Source organism: Jiella marina, assembly GCF_024359545.1.
Lineage (GTDB): Bacteria > Pseudomonadota > Alphaproteobacteria > Rhizobiales > Rhizobiaceae > Jiella.
Window position 1 is genome coordinate 159,461 of sequence record NZ_JAKQZG010000006.1, and the last position, 17,126, is coordinate 176,586.

15 protein-coding genes are annotated in these 17,126 nt (G+C 63.5%); 6 read left to right on the forward strand and 9 right to left on the reverse strand.

All coding sequences use genetic code 11. The features are described 5' to 3' along the window. Positions 1-547 precede the first annotated feature (547 nt). On the forward strand, positions 548-1,852 hold the full coding sequence (hslU, locus tag MF134_RS12595) for an ATP-dependent protease ATPase subunit HslU (protein WP_255339816.1): 1,305 nt from the start codon (positions 548-550) through the stop codon (positions 1,850-1,852). Positions 1,853-1,900: 48 nt separating this feature from the next. Here hslU and nth read toward each other — a convergent pair whose 3' ends face one another. Next, positions 1,901-2,701, reverse strand: coding sequence for an endonuclease III (gene nth, locus MF134_RS12600; protein WP_457589981.1), 801 nt, complete (start codon positions 2,699-2,701; stop codon positions 1,901-1,903). A 25-nt stretch (positions 2,702-2,726) separates the two neighbouring features. Here nth and MF134_RS12605 point away from each other — a divergent pair, with 25 nt between their 5' ends. Together MF134_RS12605 and MF134_RS12610 are read left to right on the forward strand one after the other, a co-directional pair. Further along, entirely contained in the window at positions 2,727-3,278 is a 552-nt protein-coding gene (locus MF134_RS12605) for a DUF2244 domain-containing protein (protein WP_255339818.1), read from the forward strand. Between the two features lie 87 nt (positions 3,279-3,365). Then, entirely contained in the window at positions 3,366-4,280 is a 915-nt protein-coding gene (locus MF134_RS12610) for a methylated-DNA--[protein]-cysteine S-methyltransferase (protein ID WP_457589982.1), read from the forward strand. Between the two features lie 27 nt (positions 4,281-4,307). Here the strand turns inward: MF134_RS12610 and MF134_RS12615 are convergent, their stop codons facing one another. The 5 genes from MF134_RS12615 to MF134_RS12635 all read right to left on the reverse strand — a co-directional run bounded on the left by MF134_RS12615 (position 4,308) and on the right by MF134_RS12635 (position 9,065). Then, on the reverse strand, positions 4,308-5,270 hold the full coding sequence (locus MF134_RS12615; RefSeq protein WP_255339819.1) for an aldo/keto reductase: 963 nt from the start codon (positions 5,268-5,270) through the stop codon (positions 4,308-4,310). 14 nt (positions 5,271-5,284) lie between these two features. Next, positions 5,285-6,124 (reverse strand): amidohydrolase family protein, encoded by an 840-nt coding sequence (locus tag MF134_RS12620; protein ID WP_255339820.1) that lies wholly within the window; start codon positions 6,122-6,124, stop codon positions 5,285-5,287. A 94-nt stretch (positions 6,125-6,218) separates the two neighbouring features. Further along, positions 6,219-7,214: a sugar-binding protein gene (locus MF134_RS12625; RefSeq protein WP_255339821.1), complete on the reverse strand. Its 996-nt coding sequence runs from the start codon at positions 7,212-7,214 to the stop codon at positions 6,219-6,221. A gap of 49 nt (positions 7,215-7,263) precedes the next feature. Continuing rightward, positions 7,264-8,325: an ABC transporter permease gene (locus tag MF134_RS12630; protein WP_255339822.1), complete on the reverse strand. Its 1,062-nt coding sequence runs from the start codon at positions 8,323-8,325 to the stop codon at positions 7,264-7,266. After that, a complete protein-coding gene (locus MF134_RS12635; RefSeq protein WP_255339823.1) occupies positions 8,322-9,065 on the reverse strand; it encodes an ATP-binding cassette domain-containing protein in 744 nt (247 codons plus the stop codon). Before MF134_RS12635 ends, MF134_RS12630 begins: the two co-directional genes overlap by 4 nt. A 573-nt stretch (positions 9,066-9,638) precedes the next feature. On the opposite strand from MF134_RS12635, the gene pncB reads away from it, so the two are divergent. Continuing rightward, on the forward strand, positions 9,639-10,943 hold the full coding sequence (gene pncB, locus MF134_RS12640; protein WP_255339940.1) for a nicotinate phosphoribosyltransferase: 1,305 nt from the start codon (positions 9,639-9,641) through the stop codon (positions 10,941-10,943). Positions 10,944-10,965: 22 nt separating this feature from the next. Here the strand turns inward: pncB and MF134_RS12645 are convergent, their stop codons facing one another. Further along, positions 10,966-12,264 carry an MFS transporter gene (locus tag MF134_RS12645; protein WP_255339824.1) on the reverse strand — a complete coding sequence of 433 codons (1,299 nt, stop codon included), beginning with the start codon at positions 12,262-12,264 and terminating at the stop codon, positions 10,966-10,968. 872 nt (positions 12,265-13,136) lie between these two features. Here MF134_RS12645 and MF134_RS12650 point away from each other — a divergent pair. After that, positions 13,137-13,796, forward strand: a complete 660-nt coding sequence (locus MF134_RS12650) for a hypothetical protein (protein WP_255339825.1) — start codon at positions 13,137-13,139, stop codon at positions 13,794-13,796. 85 nt (positions 13,797-13,881) lie between these two features. Here MF134_RS12650 and MF134_RS12655 read toward each other — a convergent pair whose 3' ends face one another. Continuing rightward, positions 13,882-15,555, reverse strand: coding sequence for an NAD+ synthase (locus MF134_RS12655; RefSeq protein ID WP_255339826.1), 1,674 nt, complete (start codon positions 15,553-15,555; stop codon positions 13,882-13,884). A 288-nt stretch (positions 15,556-15,843) separates the two neighbouring features. Between MF134_RS12655 and MF134_RS12660 the strand changes: the two genes are divergently transcribed. Next, positions 15,844-16,533, forward strand: a complete 690-nt coding sequence (locus MF134_RS12660; protein ID WP_255339827.1) for a DedA family protein — start codon at positions 15,844-15,846, stop codon at positions 16,531-16,533. Here MF134_RS12660 and MF134_RS12665 read toward each other — a convergent pair. After that, positions 16,487-17,074 carry a hemerythrin domain-containing protein gene (locus MF134_RS12665; protein WP_255339828.1) on the reverse strand — a complete coding sequence of 196 codons (588 nt, stop codon included), beginning with the start codon at positions 17,072-17,074 and terminating at the stop codon, positions 16,487-16,489. The two genes, MF134_RS12660 and MF134_RS12665, sit on opposite strands and share 47 nt — an antisense overlap. Positions 17,075-17,126 lie beyond the last annotated feature (52 nt).

A 17,126-nucleotide genomic window follows, 5' to 3' on the forward strand; every position in this document is an offset into this window, starting at 1 on the left:
CGATCGAGGACACGGGCAGACGATCAAGGATCGCAGACGCTTACCCAACTCGACCCGTCACCAGGAGGGGCAGCGCCGCACTGCCTCCCCGAACGATCGCCGATCCCACTTCGAACCGACCGCCCGCCGCGACTCACGTGAGCTCCAATCTGACTGCAATCGACAACGAATTGAAGACTTGACATCCGCCCATTCGGCAAGTCGACGGCAAGGGTGGCGGAAAGCTCGTGGCGATCCCATTTAGCCGGCATGAACGCCGCGAGCGAGACAGCCGACCCCGGCGGGTTGACTCAGGCCTCGTCATCACCGGAGGCGCCAGAAATCCCGCGATCGAAAGGCAGGGAACAGACATGACACGAAGCCCGTCCTGCCGACGCACTCGCTGGCGACGCCACGCCATGAGGGCATGTTGCCCCCGTCGCGGCGTGCGAGCCGCGCTGCTTTGACGCGGCCGCCATCGCCCGCTCCAACGGCCCGCTCAGCTTTGCCAGGGCGCCGAAACCGGCACCGACCGTTCTTCCATTCCCACTGACTTAAAAGTGACCCGATGACCGACTTCTCCCCCCGTGAAATCGTCTCCGAACTCGATCGCCACATCATCGGCCAGCGCGATGCCAAGCGCGCGGTTGCCGTCGCTCTACGCAATCGCTGGCGCCGACAGCAGCTCGATTCGAGCCTGCGCGAGGAGGTGATGCCCAAGAATATCCTGATGATCGGCCCGACAGGCGTCGGCAAGACCGAGATTTCCCGCCGTCTCGCCAGGCTCGCCGGCGCGCCCTTCATCAAGATCGAGGCGACGAAGTTCACCGAGGTCGGCTATGTCGGCCGGGACGTCGAACAGATCATCCGCGATCTGGTCGAGATCGGCATCGGGCTGGTGCGCGAGAAGAAGCGCGAGGAGGTCAAGGCCAAGGCTCATCAGGGCGCCGAGGAGCGCGTCCTCGACGCGCTCGTCGGCAAGTCCGCCTCCCCCGCCACCCGCGACAGTTTCCGCAAGAAACTCAGAGCCGGCGAACTCGACGACAAGGAGATCGACATCGAGGTCTCCGATACCTCGAACCCGCTCGGCGGCATGGAAATCCCCGGCATGCCCGGCGCCAATGTCGGTGTCCTGAACCTCTCGGAAATGTTCGGAAAGATGGGCGGCGGCCGCACCAAGCAGCGCCGCACGACGGTGCGCGAATCCTACGATCTTCTGATCGGCGAGGAGTCCGACAAGCTGCTCGATCAGGAGCAGGTGGTACGCGAGGCCGTTTCGGCGGTCGAAAACAACGGCATCGTCTTCCTGGATGAAATCGACAAGGTCGCGACCAAGGACGGCCATTCGGCCGGCGTCTCCCGCGAGGGCGTGCAGCGCGATCTCCTGCCGCTCGTCGAGGGCACCACCGTCGCGACCAAGCATGGGCCGGTGAAGACCGACCACATCCTGTTCATCGCGTCCGGCGCCTTCCACGTCTCCAAGCCCTCCGACCTTCTGCCGGAATTGCAGGGCCGCCTGCCGATTCGTGTGGAACTCAGAGCTCTGACCAAGGAGGATTTCCGCCGCATCCTGACCGAGACAGAGGCGTCGCTCATCAAGCAGTACATTGCCCTGATGAAGACCGAGAACGTCGATCTGGAAATTACCGACGATGCGATCGACGCCATCGCCGACACGGCGGTCTCGCTCAACGGCTCGGTGGAGAACATCGGGGCCCGCCGCTTGCAGACGGTGATGGAACGGGTGCTCGACGACATCTCCTTCGAAGCGCCCGACAAGGCCGGCGAACGCTACACGGTAGACGCCGCCTATGTGCACAAGGCGCTCGACGGGATCGCCGGAAACGTCGACCTGTCGCGCTACATTCTCTAGCGCTGTTCCCCTTCGAGGTGCCGCCCGATCGAAAGACGGGCGGACGTCTCAGCTGGCCGTCTGTGGAGAGGGTGTTCCCGGTGCCAGGGGCACGAGCGGTGCCGGCACGTCGTTGGTCTTCTCGTCGGCCTTGCAGAGATCGGCGATGACGCAGGCAGAGCACTCCGGCTTGCGGGCCTTGCAGACATAGCGGCCGTGCAGGATCAGCCAGTGATGGGCGTGGCGCCGATAGGGCTGCGGGATGATCCTGAGGAGGCTCTCCTCTACCGCGTCCGGCGTCTTGCCGGGCGCGAGCTTCAGCCGGTTGCCGAGCCGGAAGATATGGGTGTCGACCGCCAGCGTCTCCTCGCCGAAGGCGACGTTGAGCACCACGTTCGCGGTCTTGCGGCCGACGCCCGGCAGCGCTTCGAGCGCCGCCCGGTCATGGGGCACTTCGCCGCCATGCCTATCCAGAAGGGCCTCAGAGAGCGCCGCGACGTTCTTCGCCTTGTTGCGATAGAGCCCGATGGTCTTGATGTGCTCTCGGATCTGTTCCTCGCCGAGCGCAGCCATGGCCTTGGGATTGTCGGCAGCGGCAAACAACGCCCGCGTCGCCTTGTTGACGCCGGCATCCGTCGCCTGGGCCGACAGGACCACCGCGACGAGCAGCGTGAACGGGTTGGTGTGTTCGAGTTCCGACTGCGGATCGGGCCTTTGAACGGAGAACCGACGGAAGATCTCGGTGATCTCATCGGGCATATAAGGCACCTTGGCGCGTCTCTTCGCCGCGCCCGAACGCGTGCTCCGTTGCGGCTTCGAGGCCGCCTTGCGCTTGACCCCGGCGGTCGGCTTATCGATCTTTTCCGTCATCGACGCCCTATAACGAGAATTGCCGATGGATGACAATCTGGGTCCGAGGCATCCTCCGCCGCCTCTCGCCGTGGGGGAGGACCACGCCGGGACAGGCGAATCGAAGGCGACTGAGCGGCCGATCTTCCGGGCACTCCTCACGCCCTATCGCTCGCTTGGCCGGACGGGCTTCACCGTCCTGATGATCTTCTTCTGTCTGGTGAGCCTCGTGACCGGCCTTGCCTTCTGGCTGAACGGCGCCTGGCCGGTGATCGGCTTCTTCGGGCTCGACGTGGTGATCCTGTGGTGGGCGTTTGCGGCGAGCTATCGCTCCGGCCGAGCCACGGAGGAAGTCTGCGTCACACGCACCGATCTTGCCATCCGCAAGACATCACCGCGCGGCGAGGTACGCGAAGAGCATCACAACCCCTTCTGGGCCCGCTTCAAGGTCAATCGCCACGAGGAAATCGGCATCACCCGCATGAGCGTCGATTCGCGCGAGCGATCTACCGAAATCGGCAGTTTCCTCAATCCCGACGATCGCGAAAGCTTCGCCGATGCCTTTCGCAAGGCCCTCCTGACGGCGAAGGGACGGTAATTTTTCCCGGAAACATAGCCGGGTCAGAAAACGGGTGGCGGCAATGGCGGACGGGGTGCACATATCGGACAACAAGGAGAGCCGCCCATGTTGTCTTTCGCCCGCGACGATTTCGATCCCGTTCCCCTGCCCGAGGTCATGCCGGCCGGCCGCGGCACGCTGACCGACTACGAGACGGTTCGCCAGATCATCGAGTTCATCTCCACCGAATATCGCCGGCAGCCGAACCTTTCGGAAGTGGCCGAAGCGCTGGGCCGGTCCGAGGAGATGCTCACCTCGCTGTTCAAGCGCTGGGCGGGGCTGACGCCGAAGGCCTTTCTCCAGGCCATCACGCTCGACCACGCCAGACGACTTCTGGACGACGGCGCCTCACTGCTCGATGCGGCTTATGAAGTGGGCTTCTCCGGCCCCTCGCGACTGCATGATCTGTTCATCAAGCACGAAGCGATCTCGCCGGGAATCTACAAGGCGCGCGGCGAAGGCATCGCCCTGTTCTACGGCTTCCACCCGACGCCCTTTGGTCTGTCGATCGTGGTGGTGACCGATCGCGGGCTCGCCGGCATCGGCTTTGCCGAACCCGGCGACGGCGGTGAGGCGGCCGCCCTCGACGACATGCGCCGCCGCTGGCCGCGGGCGAGCTTCACGCCTGATTCCACCCGGACCCGGCCCTATGCGAAGCGCATCTTCGAGCCGACCAATTGGCAGGAAGACCGGCCCTTGCGCGTCGTCCTGATCGGCACCGACTTCGAGGTGCGCGTCTGGGAGACGCTATTGTCGATCCCCCTCGGCCAGGCGACCACCTATGCTTCGGTCGCCGAGAAGATCGGTGCGCCCAAGGCGGCGCGCGCGGTCGGCGCGGCGGTGGGCCGAAACCCGGTCTCCTTCGTGGTGCCCTGCCACCGGGTGCTCGGCAAGAGCGGCGCACTGACCGGCTATCATTGGGGAATTACCCGCAAGCGCGCCATGCTTGGCTGGGAGTGCGGCGTTCTGGCGAGGGACTGATCCGGGTCGCCACCAGGGCCCCTCGGCTCAGCCGGGTTTGTACTGCCGGTTCGCCTCCGGATCGTCGGTCGAAAAGGGGAAGTCCGCGAGTTCGTTCCAGAGGTCCTGGGGTATCGCGGCGTCTGCCCATCCCAGGGTCTGGGTCACCCGTTCGGGCTTCGAAACGCCGACGACCGTCGACGTGATCCGCGGGTCGCGCATCGAGAACTGCAGCGCCGCGGCGCCGGGCGCGACGCCATGCCGGGCGCAGGCGTCCTCGATCCGGCGAACAGGCTCCAGCTCCTTCTCGCCCGCTTCCTGATAGGTCATGCGGGGCATTTCCGCGCTGCCCTTGGCGAGGACGCCGCCAGCGTAAGGGGCGGCGTTGAGGATGGCGATGCCGTTCGCATGGGCGTAGTCGAACATCTCACCAGCGGCGCGATTGACCAGCGTATAGCGATTGTGGCTGATCAGCACGTCGAAGGGCCGCTCCTTCAGAAGCGGGAACATCAGGTCGAGTCGGCCCATGGCGAGGCCGACCGCATCGGCGAGCCCCTCCTCCTTCAGCTTGAAGAGTTCGTCGAAGGCGCCGCCCTCGCGGGTGATCTCGCCGACGTCGCGGGCATATTCGGGGTCGTGGAGGTGCAGGACCTGCACCTTGTCGAGACCGAGCACTTCGAGACTCTGCTCGATCGACTGGCGCACGCGGGCGGCGTCGAAACGGCCCGTCTCCATTTCCCGGTCGAGTTTGGTCGAGAGGACGAAACCGGCGGGCAGGCCTCCGCGCTCGCGGATGGCGGCGCCGAGCCGCTCTTCCGACCGGCCGAAACCGTAATTGCGGGAGGTATCGAGAAAATTCGCCGGACCGTCAAAGATCGCATGAATGGTCGCCCGCGCGCGCTCCTCGTCGACGCCATAGCCATAGGTGTCGGGCATGTCGCCAAGCGCGGAGGTGCCGAAACAGATCTCGGTGACTTCGAGGCCGGTCTGTCCGATCTTGTGCCGTTTCATGGCGATCCTTTCCCTCACATCAATCGGTAGAATTGCGTGGCCGTGCCAGCGAAGACGGCGGCCTTGTCGTCATCATTCAAATGATCCGTCATTGCGACGGCGGCGGTGTGCCACGCCTCGTATTCGCTCGCGAGCCGGCAGACCGGCCAGTCGGATCCCCACATGAGCCGTTTCGGACCGAAGACCTTCAGGACGTGATCGACGTAGGGCTTGAGGTCTGCCTCGCGCCAGTGCGGGCCCGCCTCGGTCACGAGGCCGGAAAGCTTGCAGCAGGCCCGCGTCTCATCGGCGATCCGCGCCATGCCGTCGGCCCATTCCGCGAAGTTCTCGGTCGAATGGTGGGCGATGTCGGGTTTCAGACAATGGTCGAGCACGGCGCGCATGCCCGGATAGCGCGTCAGGATCGTGTGGAAATTGGCAAGGTGGCGGGGGAAGCCCAGAGCGTCGAAGGTGAGGTCGAGATCAACGATCGCCTGAAACGCCCATTGCACGTCCTCGCGCAGCATCCAGTGATCGTCGGGGATGTCCTGAATCATCGGGCGCACGCCGACGAATTTCGGGTGATCGGCAAACCGACGCAGCGTTTCGAGATCGGCGGGTCGCTCGAAATCGATCCAGCCGACCACGGCCGCCACATGCTCGCTCGCATCGGCCAGACCGAGAAGATATTCGGTCTCGGCCACGCTCGGCGCGGCCTGCACGAGCACCGTCCATTTTACACCCGTGGCGGCCAGGGCGGGCGCCAGATCGTGCGGTGCGTAAGGCCGCGACAGCACCGGATGGTCCTGCGGCATCCAGACATAGTCGCCGCGGGCGGGGTGCCAGAAGTGATGGTGGGCGTCGACGAGGTCCAAGGCCGTCTCTCCTTGATAAAGCTCGCGTCAAATGACGCCGGAAACGAAAACGGCGACGCCCGCCAGGGAGCGCCGCCGGCGGATAGGGTCGCGATCAGCCCTGGATGCAGCTGTCCGCATTCTCCTCGGTGCAGACGTCGAGACCGGTGTAGATCGGATCCTCGACCTCCTTGCCCTCGGCAATATCTTTCAGGATCTGCATGGACTTGTAGCCCATCTCGAAGGGCCGCTGGCCGACCTGGCCGTTCGAAAGCCCGTCCTTCAGCTGGTCCATCTGCATGGGCAGCGTATCGGCGACGAAGATCGAGAGCGAGCCGTCGGCGAGCTTGTCCTTGTAGGGGTCGACCGCCTGACGATAGGCATTGTCGAACCACTGGGTGAAGGCGCCGGTGGAGATGAAGGCGGTCAGGTCCGGATTGGCGGCCAGGATGTCCGTCATGCCCTGGACGGCCTTGTTGCCATCGTCATCGGTGATCAGCGGGCAGCCGGACACCTCGGTCCAGCCGTTCTGACCATCGAGCTGCGAGCCCGGGGCCTCGCCCGTGTCTTCGCCGGAGAGCGTATCGCGAATGCCCTTCAGGCGTTCATTGTGGTTGGCCGCCGCAGCACCGCCGGTCTGCAGGCAGACCTTGCCGCCATCGGGATGCTTCTCCATGGCGAGCTTGGCGAGCTCCACGCCGATATTGTAGTTCTTGGTGCCGACGAAGGTGGAACGGATGCCCTTGTCGCTTTCCAGAAGATCGGCGTCCCAGGTCATGACCGGGATTCCGGCGTCGGCGGCGGCCCTGAGCGCCTTCGCCATGGCCGGCGCGTTGGACGGCGACACGGCAATGCCGTCGACACCGCGCGAGATCAGATCCTGCACGATCTGGATCTGTTCCATCTCGGTATGCTCGCCAGGCCCGATATACTCGCAGGTGACGTCGGCCATGTCCTCCTCGGCCTTCTTGCAGCCGTCCCGGGCGAGATCGAAGAACGGATTGTTCATCGCCTTCGGCACCAGGGCGAAGGTGTACTGCTTGTCCTGCGCGCTCGCCGAACCGGCCATGGCGACCGATGCGAAGAGGGTGAGTGCCAGAAGTTTCTTCATTCCCATTTCCTCCCTTGGAATGGTTTGGCTTCCATTCTTGTGGCGGCGGTCAATCCACCCGGCCACGGTTGCGGACCTGCTCCAGAAGCACGGCAAGCACCAGGAACAGACCAACGAAGAACTGCTGCCACAGGGCATCGATACCGGCGAGCAGCAGTGAATTGCGGATGAGCTCCATCAGCGCGGCGCCGATCGGCGCGCCGAAGGCATAGACCACGCCGCCCATCAGATTGGCGCCGCCGATCACCGTCGCGGCGATGACGTTGAGCTCGTAGGTCAGGCCCAGCGCGTTGGTGACCGAACCGAACCAGCCGACCATCAGAAAGGCGGCGAGACCCGCCATCGAGGCCGACAGCATGTAGACGGAGACGACCACTCGCTCGACCGGAATACCGGCGAGTTTCGCCGCCTTGGCATTGCCGCCGATGGCGATCACCCAGCGGCCCCAGATCGTGTAGCGCCAGACGAGCCAGAAGACGATCGTCAGGATCGCCAGAACCCAGACCGGATTCGGAATCCCCAGGACGCTCTGGCCGCCGATCCACTCGAACAGGTCCTGATCCGGTCCGAACTCGTAGACCATCTTGTTGTTGGAAATGACCATCGCGATCGATCGCGCCATGGCGAGACTACCCAACGTCACCACGAAGGGCGCCAGCCGCACATAGGCGATCAGGACGCCATTGATCAGGCCGACCAGGGCGGCCGAGCCGATACAGGCGATGAAGCCGAGTTCGATGCCGTAGCCCGCCTGCATGACGAGGCCGGCGACGATGCCGGTGAGGCCCATCAAGGAGCCGACCGACAGGTCGATGCCGCCGGTGCAGATCACAGCGCCCATGCCGAGCGCCATGATGCCGAAGAAAGCGAAGTTGCGCGACACGTTGTACATGTTGCGCTCGGTCATGAAGACGTCGGAGACGAACATCATGACGATGCCGATCGCGATGATCGCCATCATCACCCAGAAAGGCTGGGTGCGGATCATCGCCTGAAGGCCGGTCATTTCCTGGCGCGAGGTGATGGAATCGTCGATCGCGGCATGATCGACCGGATCGGCGGCGTCCGTCGGCGATATCTGCTGGCTGGTGGTCTGGCCTGTGCTGCTCATAATGCGTGTTCGATCGCCCCCGTGATCAGGCCCGTCACCTCCTCCGGGCTCGTGTCCTTGATGCGCCTGTCGGCGACCTTCGTGCCGCGGCGGAGCACCGCGACCCGATCGCAGACATCGAACACGTCCGGCATGCGGTGCGATACCAGGATGACGGCATGGCCGGTGTCCTTCATCCGCTTGATCAGCGCCAGCACCTCCTTGACCTGACGCACGGAGATGGCCGCGGTCGGCTCGTCCATCAGCACGAGCTTCGGATCGGACAGGCGGGTGCGGGCGATCGCCACGGCCTGGCGCTGGCCACCGGACATCTGCTTGACCAGATCGCGCGGCCGGGTCTCCGACTTCAACTCGCCGAACAGTTCGCCGGCCCGCTGGTACATCGCCTTGTAGTCGAGGATCTTGAACGGCCCGACCGACTTCTTCAGCTCGCGGCCGAGGAAGACGTTGCCGGCTGCCGTGAGATTGTCGCAGAGCGCCAGGTCCTGGTAGACGATCTCGATGCCATGGTGGCGGGCGTCGATCGGCCGGTGGAAATGAACATCCTTGCCCTCGATGCGGATCGCACCGCTGGTGGGCGGAAAATTGCCCGCGATGATCTTCATCAGGGTCGACTTCCCGGCCCCGTTGTCGCCCATCAGCCCGACAGCCTCTCCGGCGGCGATCCTCAGATCGACACCCTGCAGGGCATGAATGGCACCAAAGCTCTTGGTGACCCTTGAGAGTTCCAGCAAACTCAACGCGTCTCCTCCCGGCACCCGGGCGGCGCCAACGCATTTTTGGATGATCTGATCAGAACAAAATCGTCACGGCAAGAGACTTATTATGCCGCAGTGCAAGAGAAACGAAGCCATGCCGAAGCAGCTTTTCGCGCCAATTCGCTAAGAGACTTCGGTGCACGCAATGTTCGGACCAGAACGGCGGACATCAGGAAGATCGCAAGCGCACTCAACCCGAGGTGCAGGTTAGATTTCGCACCAGAGAGATAGGCACCAGTTGTTGCATTGCGGGAGGTGTTACTCATGTCTCCGATGCGGAATGTCACCTGTGTCTCGGGTCAGGCATCTTCCCGACATCGTTGAGATCCAAGCCGTTCGATGCACGCCCCGGGATGGCGTGTGGTGCTCCGCTTCCAGCGGCGGCGACGGTCGCCGCAAGATCCCTGGCGCTTCCAGCTCGTATTTGCCAATTCCAGGCGGGATGGACATAAAGGGAAGCGTCGCAGACCGGCTCGGGTCTGCGGTAAGATCGGGCGATCGGCGGCGCAGGCGGCGGATCGCAGCCGGCCGGAGTGAGATTGGCTGATGAGCGGAATGGTCGCCACGGATATCGCAACGCGGGTGTGGAACCACACCTTCAAGCTCGACCCGATCGTGCGCAGCCTGCTCGACACGGATTTCTACAAGCTTCTGATGCTGCAGATGATCCGTGGGCTCCATCCGGACGTCCATGCGACGTTCTCGCTGATCAACCGTTCCCGCCATGTGCGGCTCGCCGACATCATCGACGAGCAGGAATTGCGCGATCAGCTCGACCATGCGCGCTCGCTCACCTTCTCCAAGCGCGAGATGATCTGGCTCGCCGGCAACAGCTTCTATGGCACCAAGCAGATCTTCCGGCCGGACTTTCTCGAATGGCTCGAGGATTTCCGGCTGCCGGAATATGATCTGCGCCGCGTCGACGGGCAGTTCGAGCTCGATTTCCACGGCCCCTGGACCCACACCATGATGTGGGAGATCCCCGCTCTCGCCATCATCAACGAGTTGCGCTCCCGCGCCGTCCTGAAGACCTTCAAGCGCTTCGAACTGGATGTCCTGTATGCACGGGCCAAAGCGAAGATGTGGGAGAAGGTCGAGCGGCTGCAGGGTCTGCCAAACCTGCGGATTTCCGATTTCGGCACCCGCCGCCGCCATTCCTTCCTCTGGCAGCGCTGGTGTGTCGAGGCTCTGAAGGAGGGGCTGGGCGACCGCTTCATCGGTTCGTCCAACGTGCTTCTCGCCATGGAGACCGATCTCGAGGCGATCGGAACCAACGCCCATGAACTGCCGATGGTGCTGGCCGCTCTCGCCAATTCGGACCAGGAACTCCGAGAAACGCCCTACAAGGTGCTCGAGGAGTGGCAGAGCTATTATGGCGGCAATCTTCTGATCGTGCTGCCTGATACATTCGGCACCGGCGCCTTTCTGTCGAACGCGCCGGCCTGGATTTCGGAATGGACCGGCTTTCGCCCCGATTCCGCGCCGCCGATCCAGGGCGGCGAGGAGATCATCGCCTGGTGGCGGATGATGGGTCAGGATCCCCGCGAAAAGCTGCTGGTCTTTTCCGACGGCATGGATGCCGACACGATCGAGCGGACCTACCGCCATTTCGACGGCCGCGTGCGCATGAGCTTCGGCTGGGGAACGAACCTCACCAACGACTTTCGCGGCGCGGCACCCGAACCGATGGGCGGGCTCGACCCGATCTCGCTCGTCTGCAAGGTCGCGAGCGCCGAGGGCCGGCCAGCCGTCAAGCTCTCCGACAATCCGGCCAAGGCCAGTGGCGACCCGGAAGAGGTCGAGCGCTACAAGCGGGTCTTCGGCAACACCGCTTATGCGGAGCGCAAGCTGGCGGTGTGAGCCCCCGCGCCGCTGAAGCGGATCACCCTTCGCGAGGCTGCGGGTCGAGACGGTCCATCGTGCGGCGGCCACCGGCGGCGGGCGCTGCCGCTTCCGCACTGTCGAACTCTTCGAGCTCCGGGCTCAGCAAGCGCCGCGCAATGAAGACCATCGCGACCGAGACGCCGATGCAGTAAAGGCCCATCACGCCGATCTGCAGCGGATAGGAAACGTCCCAGTCGATGAGCTGCCCGGTGATGCCGGGCCCGACCGCCGAAGCCAGCACCATCATCGCGACCGTGATCGAGCGCACCGAGCCGAGATATCTGGTGCCATAGAGTTCCGGCCACAGAGCCCCGAGCAGCGTCGATGAAAAGCCTTGGGATATCCCGAGGCAGACCATGAAGACGAAAATCGACTCGATTGCCGTGAACTGAGCGACGACGAAACAGGCGATCGCCAAAGGGACCAGGAAGAACGGCAACAGGCGCACCGCCGAGAATCGGTCGATCAACGCCCCGCAGACGAAGGCGAAGATACCGGTCGTGACCGCCATCAGCACGAAGCCGGATGCGAAGACCTCCATCGGCCAGTCGCGCAGTTCGGTCAGATAGACCTGGTGGAACAGCAGCGTCGTGCCGATGAAGGGCGGCGCCAGCACCGCGGCGGAGACGAGATAGAAGGTCGGCGAGCGGACCACCTCCCCCATCGTCCAGTCGCGAACCGCCGTTTTCGGTTTCGGCCCCGCCTCGGACTGCCGATCGCGCTCGCGAATGGTCGTCCAGACCACGATGGGCAGCGCCACCACCAGCAAGGCCACGGCGCAGGCAAACCATGTGCCCCGCCAGCCGAGCGTGGCCGAAGCGACCACGAAGATCAGCGGAAACAGGCCGGTCCCCACATGCAGGCCCATGGCGTTCACCGCCATCGCCCGTCCCCGATTGGCCGCGAACCACCGTCCCGTCGCGGTCATCGCGGTTTCCGTCATCATGCCCTGGCCGAACAGGCGGAGAAAATAAAGTGCGAGGAAGAGGAGAGGCAGGCTTGCCGCCGTCGCCATCACGGTCGTCGCAGCCGCGAGGCAGACGGTCGTCGCGGCCGCCACCATCCAGGCGCGGTAGCGATCGAGCAGCCAGCCGAGCGCCGGAAGCGTCGAGGCGCTCAACAGTGTCGCCACCATGTAGAGCAGGCCGAAATCGCCGTGGCTCAGATCATATTCGCGGCGAATGTCACCATTCGACAGCGCGATATAGAAGGTCTGCCCGAAGGACGAGAAGAACATGAGCAGGAAGCCGCCGGCGAGCCAGCGGGCATTCCGCCCCATAAAGGTCAGCAATTGCATGATCCGTCCGTTTTCAGGCTGATGGACCGAGTCCGACACAGGCGCCCGAGCCCGGCCGGGCGCGCATCAAATGTCAGAGGCGGTCCATTGAAAGGCCGCAAGGCCTGAAGATTACACTGTCTCTCTTATCATCGACCGAGGACGACGCAAAATACGCCTCCGGCCGCGTCGGGCATCCTGTCGATATCGCGGATGGGGTGCCCGGACGACAAGACTGTGCCGGCCCATGACGGTGTCAAGCACGAGCCAGAGGTTAATGTCCGCCGAGGCCGATGATTCACGCCCGACGCGATCGACATCACATCACATCCGCGTCACCCTCGGTGACAGGATAGGCGTCCCGGCGTGCCAAGCCTTTTCTCCAGCGATCGCTTCCCACGTCTCGAATGCTGCCCTATCGACCTAATATGAGATGGCTTTTTCAATACTTCTCACGAATAATTTCACTGATCCGGCTACACCGGACCGAATGCAAGCACTGATCAAGCCCTTATTGACAACAATCCAAAGTTATATTCTTATGTATGCAGAGGAGCTAGAAAGCTCCCTTGGGTAATATATCTGGAAGATCGGTTGACGCGCCGACCCCGTTAAAGCCTGCACGCGGACCGTCTGAGGGATCGCGTACTCGTACCGAAACAGTCATTTATTCTCTGCCAGGGTTGTGACGCAGCCGCTGGAAAGGCTCGCACTGTCCGGTAGCCGGCGACCCGCCGGGCGAGTGACACCCGCGACGATCTTCCTCAGCGCATTGCTGTATCAGTGCCGTGTGCCTCGCAAATGTGGCCGTTTCCGCTTCGGGTCACTGGATCGACATGCGTTCGTTCAAAGCAAAATCGTCAGCAAAAGCAAAGCATCGGGAGGATTACGGAATGGGCTCGATCAATATTACTGCGTCCGGCATCGTCTTCAACGATCCGAAGCCAAGAACGCTCGGGTTGAACGCCGCCGGCCAGGCGGAAAATTCGTTTTCGATTCAAGTCGCGGGGATGGGGCAACTCGTCGGCCTCGCCTACACCGTTCCGGCCCATTCTTCCGGCACCATCAAGGCCGATCTCCAGATTTCCGCCATGTCCAGCCAGGACGTCAAGAACCTGAACGATCTGGCGATGAGCATGCTGAGCGCCTCCTACCAAGAGGAGGTCAAGGAATACGAGAAGACATCCGCAAGCGCCAATCTGTCGCTCTGGACCTGGGCCTTCGGCGGCGGCGGCGCCTCCGCGTCCTACGAAAAGACCAAGAATACCATGAAGTCCAAAGGTTTGACGGAGGCCCAAATCACTCAGCTGATGGACACGTTTCTCGATGTCGCATCGAAGATGTCGTCGGTGCAGATCAATTTCTACGTCAACAATCAGGACAACGACTATTCCGTCTCGGGCGATCTCTATCTTTACACGGTGTCGGGATCGATTAGCACCGAGAAGGGCACGCAGGAGTACCGGATGCTGGCCGATCAGGCGGCTGCCGGAGGGCCGCCGCCGACGGGTGGCGGAGCGCCCGCTTCCGGCCAGGTCATTTCCCTGAACTAGGCACCGCGCTGCCGCTCGAAACCGGCGCGCGAGCCATTCCGGCGGCGACCTTCCGAAGGCGGCGCCGGAAGAGCGGGAAGCGCCCTCAGGCCCCGTCGCGAAAGCGGTTGGTGATCGGGTAGCGCCGGTCCCGACCGAAATTCTTGCGGGTCACCTTCGTGCCCGGGGCCGACTGCCGGCGCTTGTATTCGGCGATGTAGAGCAGTCGCTCGATATGGGCGACCGTCTCGGCGTCGAAGCCGCGCGACACGAGTTCCTCGACGCCGCCGTCATGCTCGACGAGATGCTCGAGGATCGCGTCCAGAACGTCGTAGGGCGGCAGCGAGTCCTCGTCCTTCTGGTCGGCCCTGAGCTCCGCCGAGGGCGGCTTGGTGATGATCCGCTCGGGGACCACCTCGCCCTTGGGCCCGAGGACGCCCGCCGGCCAGTTCGCGTTTCGCCAGCTCGCCAGGCGGAAGACCTCGGTCTTGTAGAGGTCCTTGATCGGATTGAACCCGCCATTCATGTCGCCGTAGAGCGTCGCATAACCGACACTCATCTCGCTCTTGTTGCCGGTGGTGACGACCATGGCGCCGAACTTGTTCGAGATCGCCATGAGGATCGTGCCGCGCGTCCGGCTCTGCAGGTTCTCCTCGGTGATCCCGGGAGGGCTGCCGGCAAAGAGCGGCGCCAGCGCACGCTCGAACCCCTCGACGGGCTCGGCGATCGGCACCGTGTCGTAGCGGATGCCGAGCGCCTTGGCGCAGGCGGCGGCATCTTCCAGGCTGGTTTCGGCCGTGTAGCGATAGGGCAGCATGACCGTGTGGACCCGCTCGGGTCCCAGCGCATCCACGGCGAGCGCTGCGCAGACCGCCGAATCGATCCCCCCGGACAGACCGAGGACGACGGACTTGAAGCCGTTCTTGTTCACATAGTCGCGAAGCCCGAGGACGCAGGCCTGCCAGACGGCAGCGTCGTCATCAGGAATGGTCGCCGTCTTCCCGTCGACGCACCGCCATCCCTCCTTAGAACGCTGCCATTCGCTGACGAACACGCCAGCCTCGAACTGCGGCCCCTGAAATGCCAGCGACCGGTCGCCGTGGAAGGCGAAGGAAGCGCCGTCGAAGAGAAGTTCGTCCTGCCCACCGATCTGGTTGGCATAGACGATCGGCAGATCCGTCTCGATCACCTGCCGCAGGACGGTCTGATGACGGATATCGAGCTTGCCGCGATAGAAGGGCGAGCCGTTTGGCACCAGGAGGATCTCGGCGCCCGATTCGGCCAGCGTCTCGCAAACGTCGAGATCGCCCCAGACATCCTCGCAGATCGGAACGCCCAGGCGAAGACCGCGAAAACTCACCGGCCCCGGCATCGCTCCCGGCGTGAAGACCCGCTTCTCGTCGAACTCGCCATAATTCGGCAGGTCCACCTTCGAGCGCCAGGTGACCACCTCGCCCTCGTCGAGAAGCGCGACGGCGTTGAACAGCCCCTCCTCGGTCTGCAACGGACAACCGATGAGGACGCCTGGACCGCCATCGGCCGTGTCCTTTGCAAGAGCCTCGACCGCCTCCATGCACGCGGTCACGAAGGCCGGCTTCAGGATCAGATCCTCCGGCGGATAGCCCGCGATGAAGAGTTCGGTGAACAGGATCAGGTCGGCGCCGGCCTCGGCCGCTTCCCGGCGCGCCGCCCGCGCCTCGGCGAGATTGCCGGCCAGATCGCCAACGGTCGGATTGAACTGGGCCAACGCCAGACGGAATCGATCACTCACTTGTCTCAACCGGCCATCCCCTTCTTCATCGACCCCAATTTGATCAGCCTCGTCTCGCTTGCCACGAATGTTTTCGAGAACCGAATCCGCTTGCCGCTTCAGCGAATTGACCCATCTTGAGGCCAGTCTTCCGGCGATTGGCTGCCTCAAGCATCATCGTCATGCCACTTTCTTGCGCCGCAAAGTTCTGCAACAAGCGCGGCAGCGGCCAAAGGCAAGCGCAAAATCGTTGGCGAGCGAGACCCTCAAGGCAAGGGTCCCGGATGACCTTCGCTCGCCAGAGCATTCGGAGCGTCCGTGTACGAGATTCTGAGCCTGATCGCCCAGTTCGGCCCGATCATCGTTCTGGCAGGCACTTTCTTCGAAGGGGAAGTGTTCGCGATCATCGGCGGCTTTCTGGCGTATCGCGGCTCCTACCCGTTCGAGATGATGATCGCGCTCGCCTTCACCGGCTCGTTCTTCGGCGATCTTTCCGTCTTTCTCTTCGCGCGCTTCTTCTCCACCCACCGCTGGGTGACCGTCTGGCGACAGCGAAAGCGGTTTGCCAATGCACTGGCGCTGGTGGAGCGCTACCAGGCCTATTTCGTCATCGTGAACCGCTACATCTACGGGCTTCGCATGCCCGGCCTGATCGCGCTCGGCCTGTCGCGCATTTCGATCATCCGCTTCCTGATCCTCAACTTCATCGGCGCCGGCCTGTGGGCCGGCATCTTCACGACAATCGGCTTCGTCTTCGGCTATTCGATCGGCTCGGTCTTCGCCCATCTGGAGGTGATGGAGCGGGGCGCCCTGGTGGTCCTGGCCACGATCGCCGTCGCCCTTGCGAGCTATTTCGCCTGGAGGCAATGGGGTCCGCTCGTCGTCGCCTGGTGGAAACGCCGGCGCGAGCGCCAGAAATTCTCCGACCGGACCGAGGCCGAAAAGCCCCGTTTCGTTCAGCTCATATCCCGAGACCGGCCTCTCCGCGATCGAGGATCAGAGGAATGATCAGGTCCTCCTCGTCCTCCAGATGGCGCATCAGCCGCTGGATCAGCTTCTCGCTGGCGAGCGCATAGGCATCGCGCGCGCGGCGGCCGTCGTCAGAGGTTAGAGACTCGACATCGGCGAAGCCGAGAAAGCGATTGGCGGTCTCGGCCACAGCCTCGAGATCATGATGGATGGTATCGTGATCGCCTTCCAGAAGTTCGAAGCCACGCGCCAGGCGCGGCTCGGCCCGCTGATAGACCGGGAAATAATGCATGTCCTCGATCTGATGGTGGCCTTCCAGCTCGCGCAGGAAGAAGCTCAATCGCGGCACGAACCAACGCCGGAACGGGTCGAGCTCGACGCGGCCCTCGCGGTGCTCTTCGAGCGCGTGGGTCAGCGCCTTGCCGAGTTCGCGGAACATGTCATGACGCGACAGCCAGAATCGCGCCGTGCCTTCGAGATTGGGGTGGGCCTCCCAGCTCTCTCGCGGATATTTCTCGATCAGAAGCCTGAGGTCGGCCGGCAGTCCCGGCCGCGTGTCGAGATCGAACGCAACGTTCATGACAGCCTTTCACGCGTCGTGCTTGTCGTGGAAGATCGGTCGGCCGGAACAG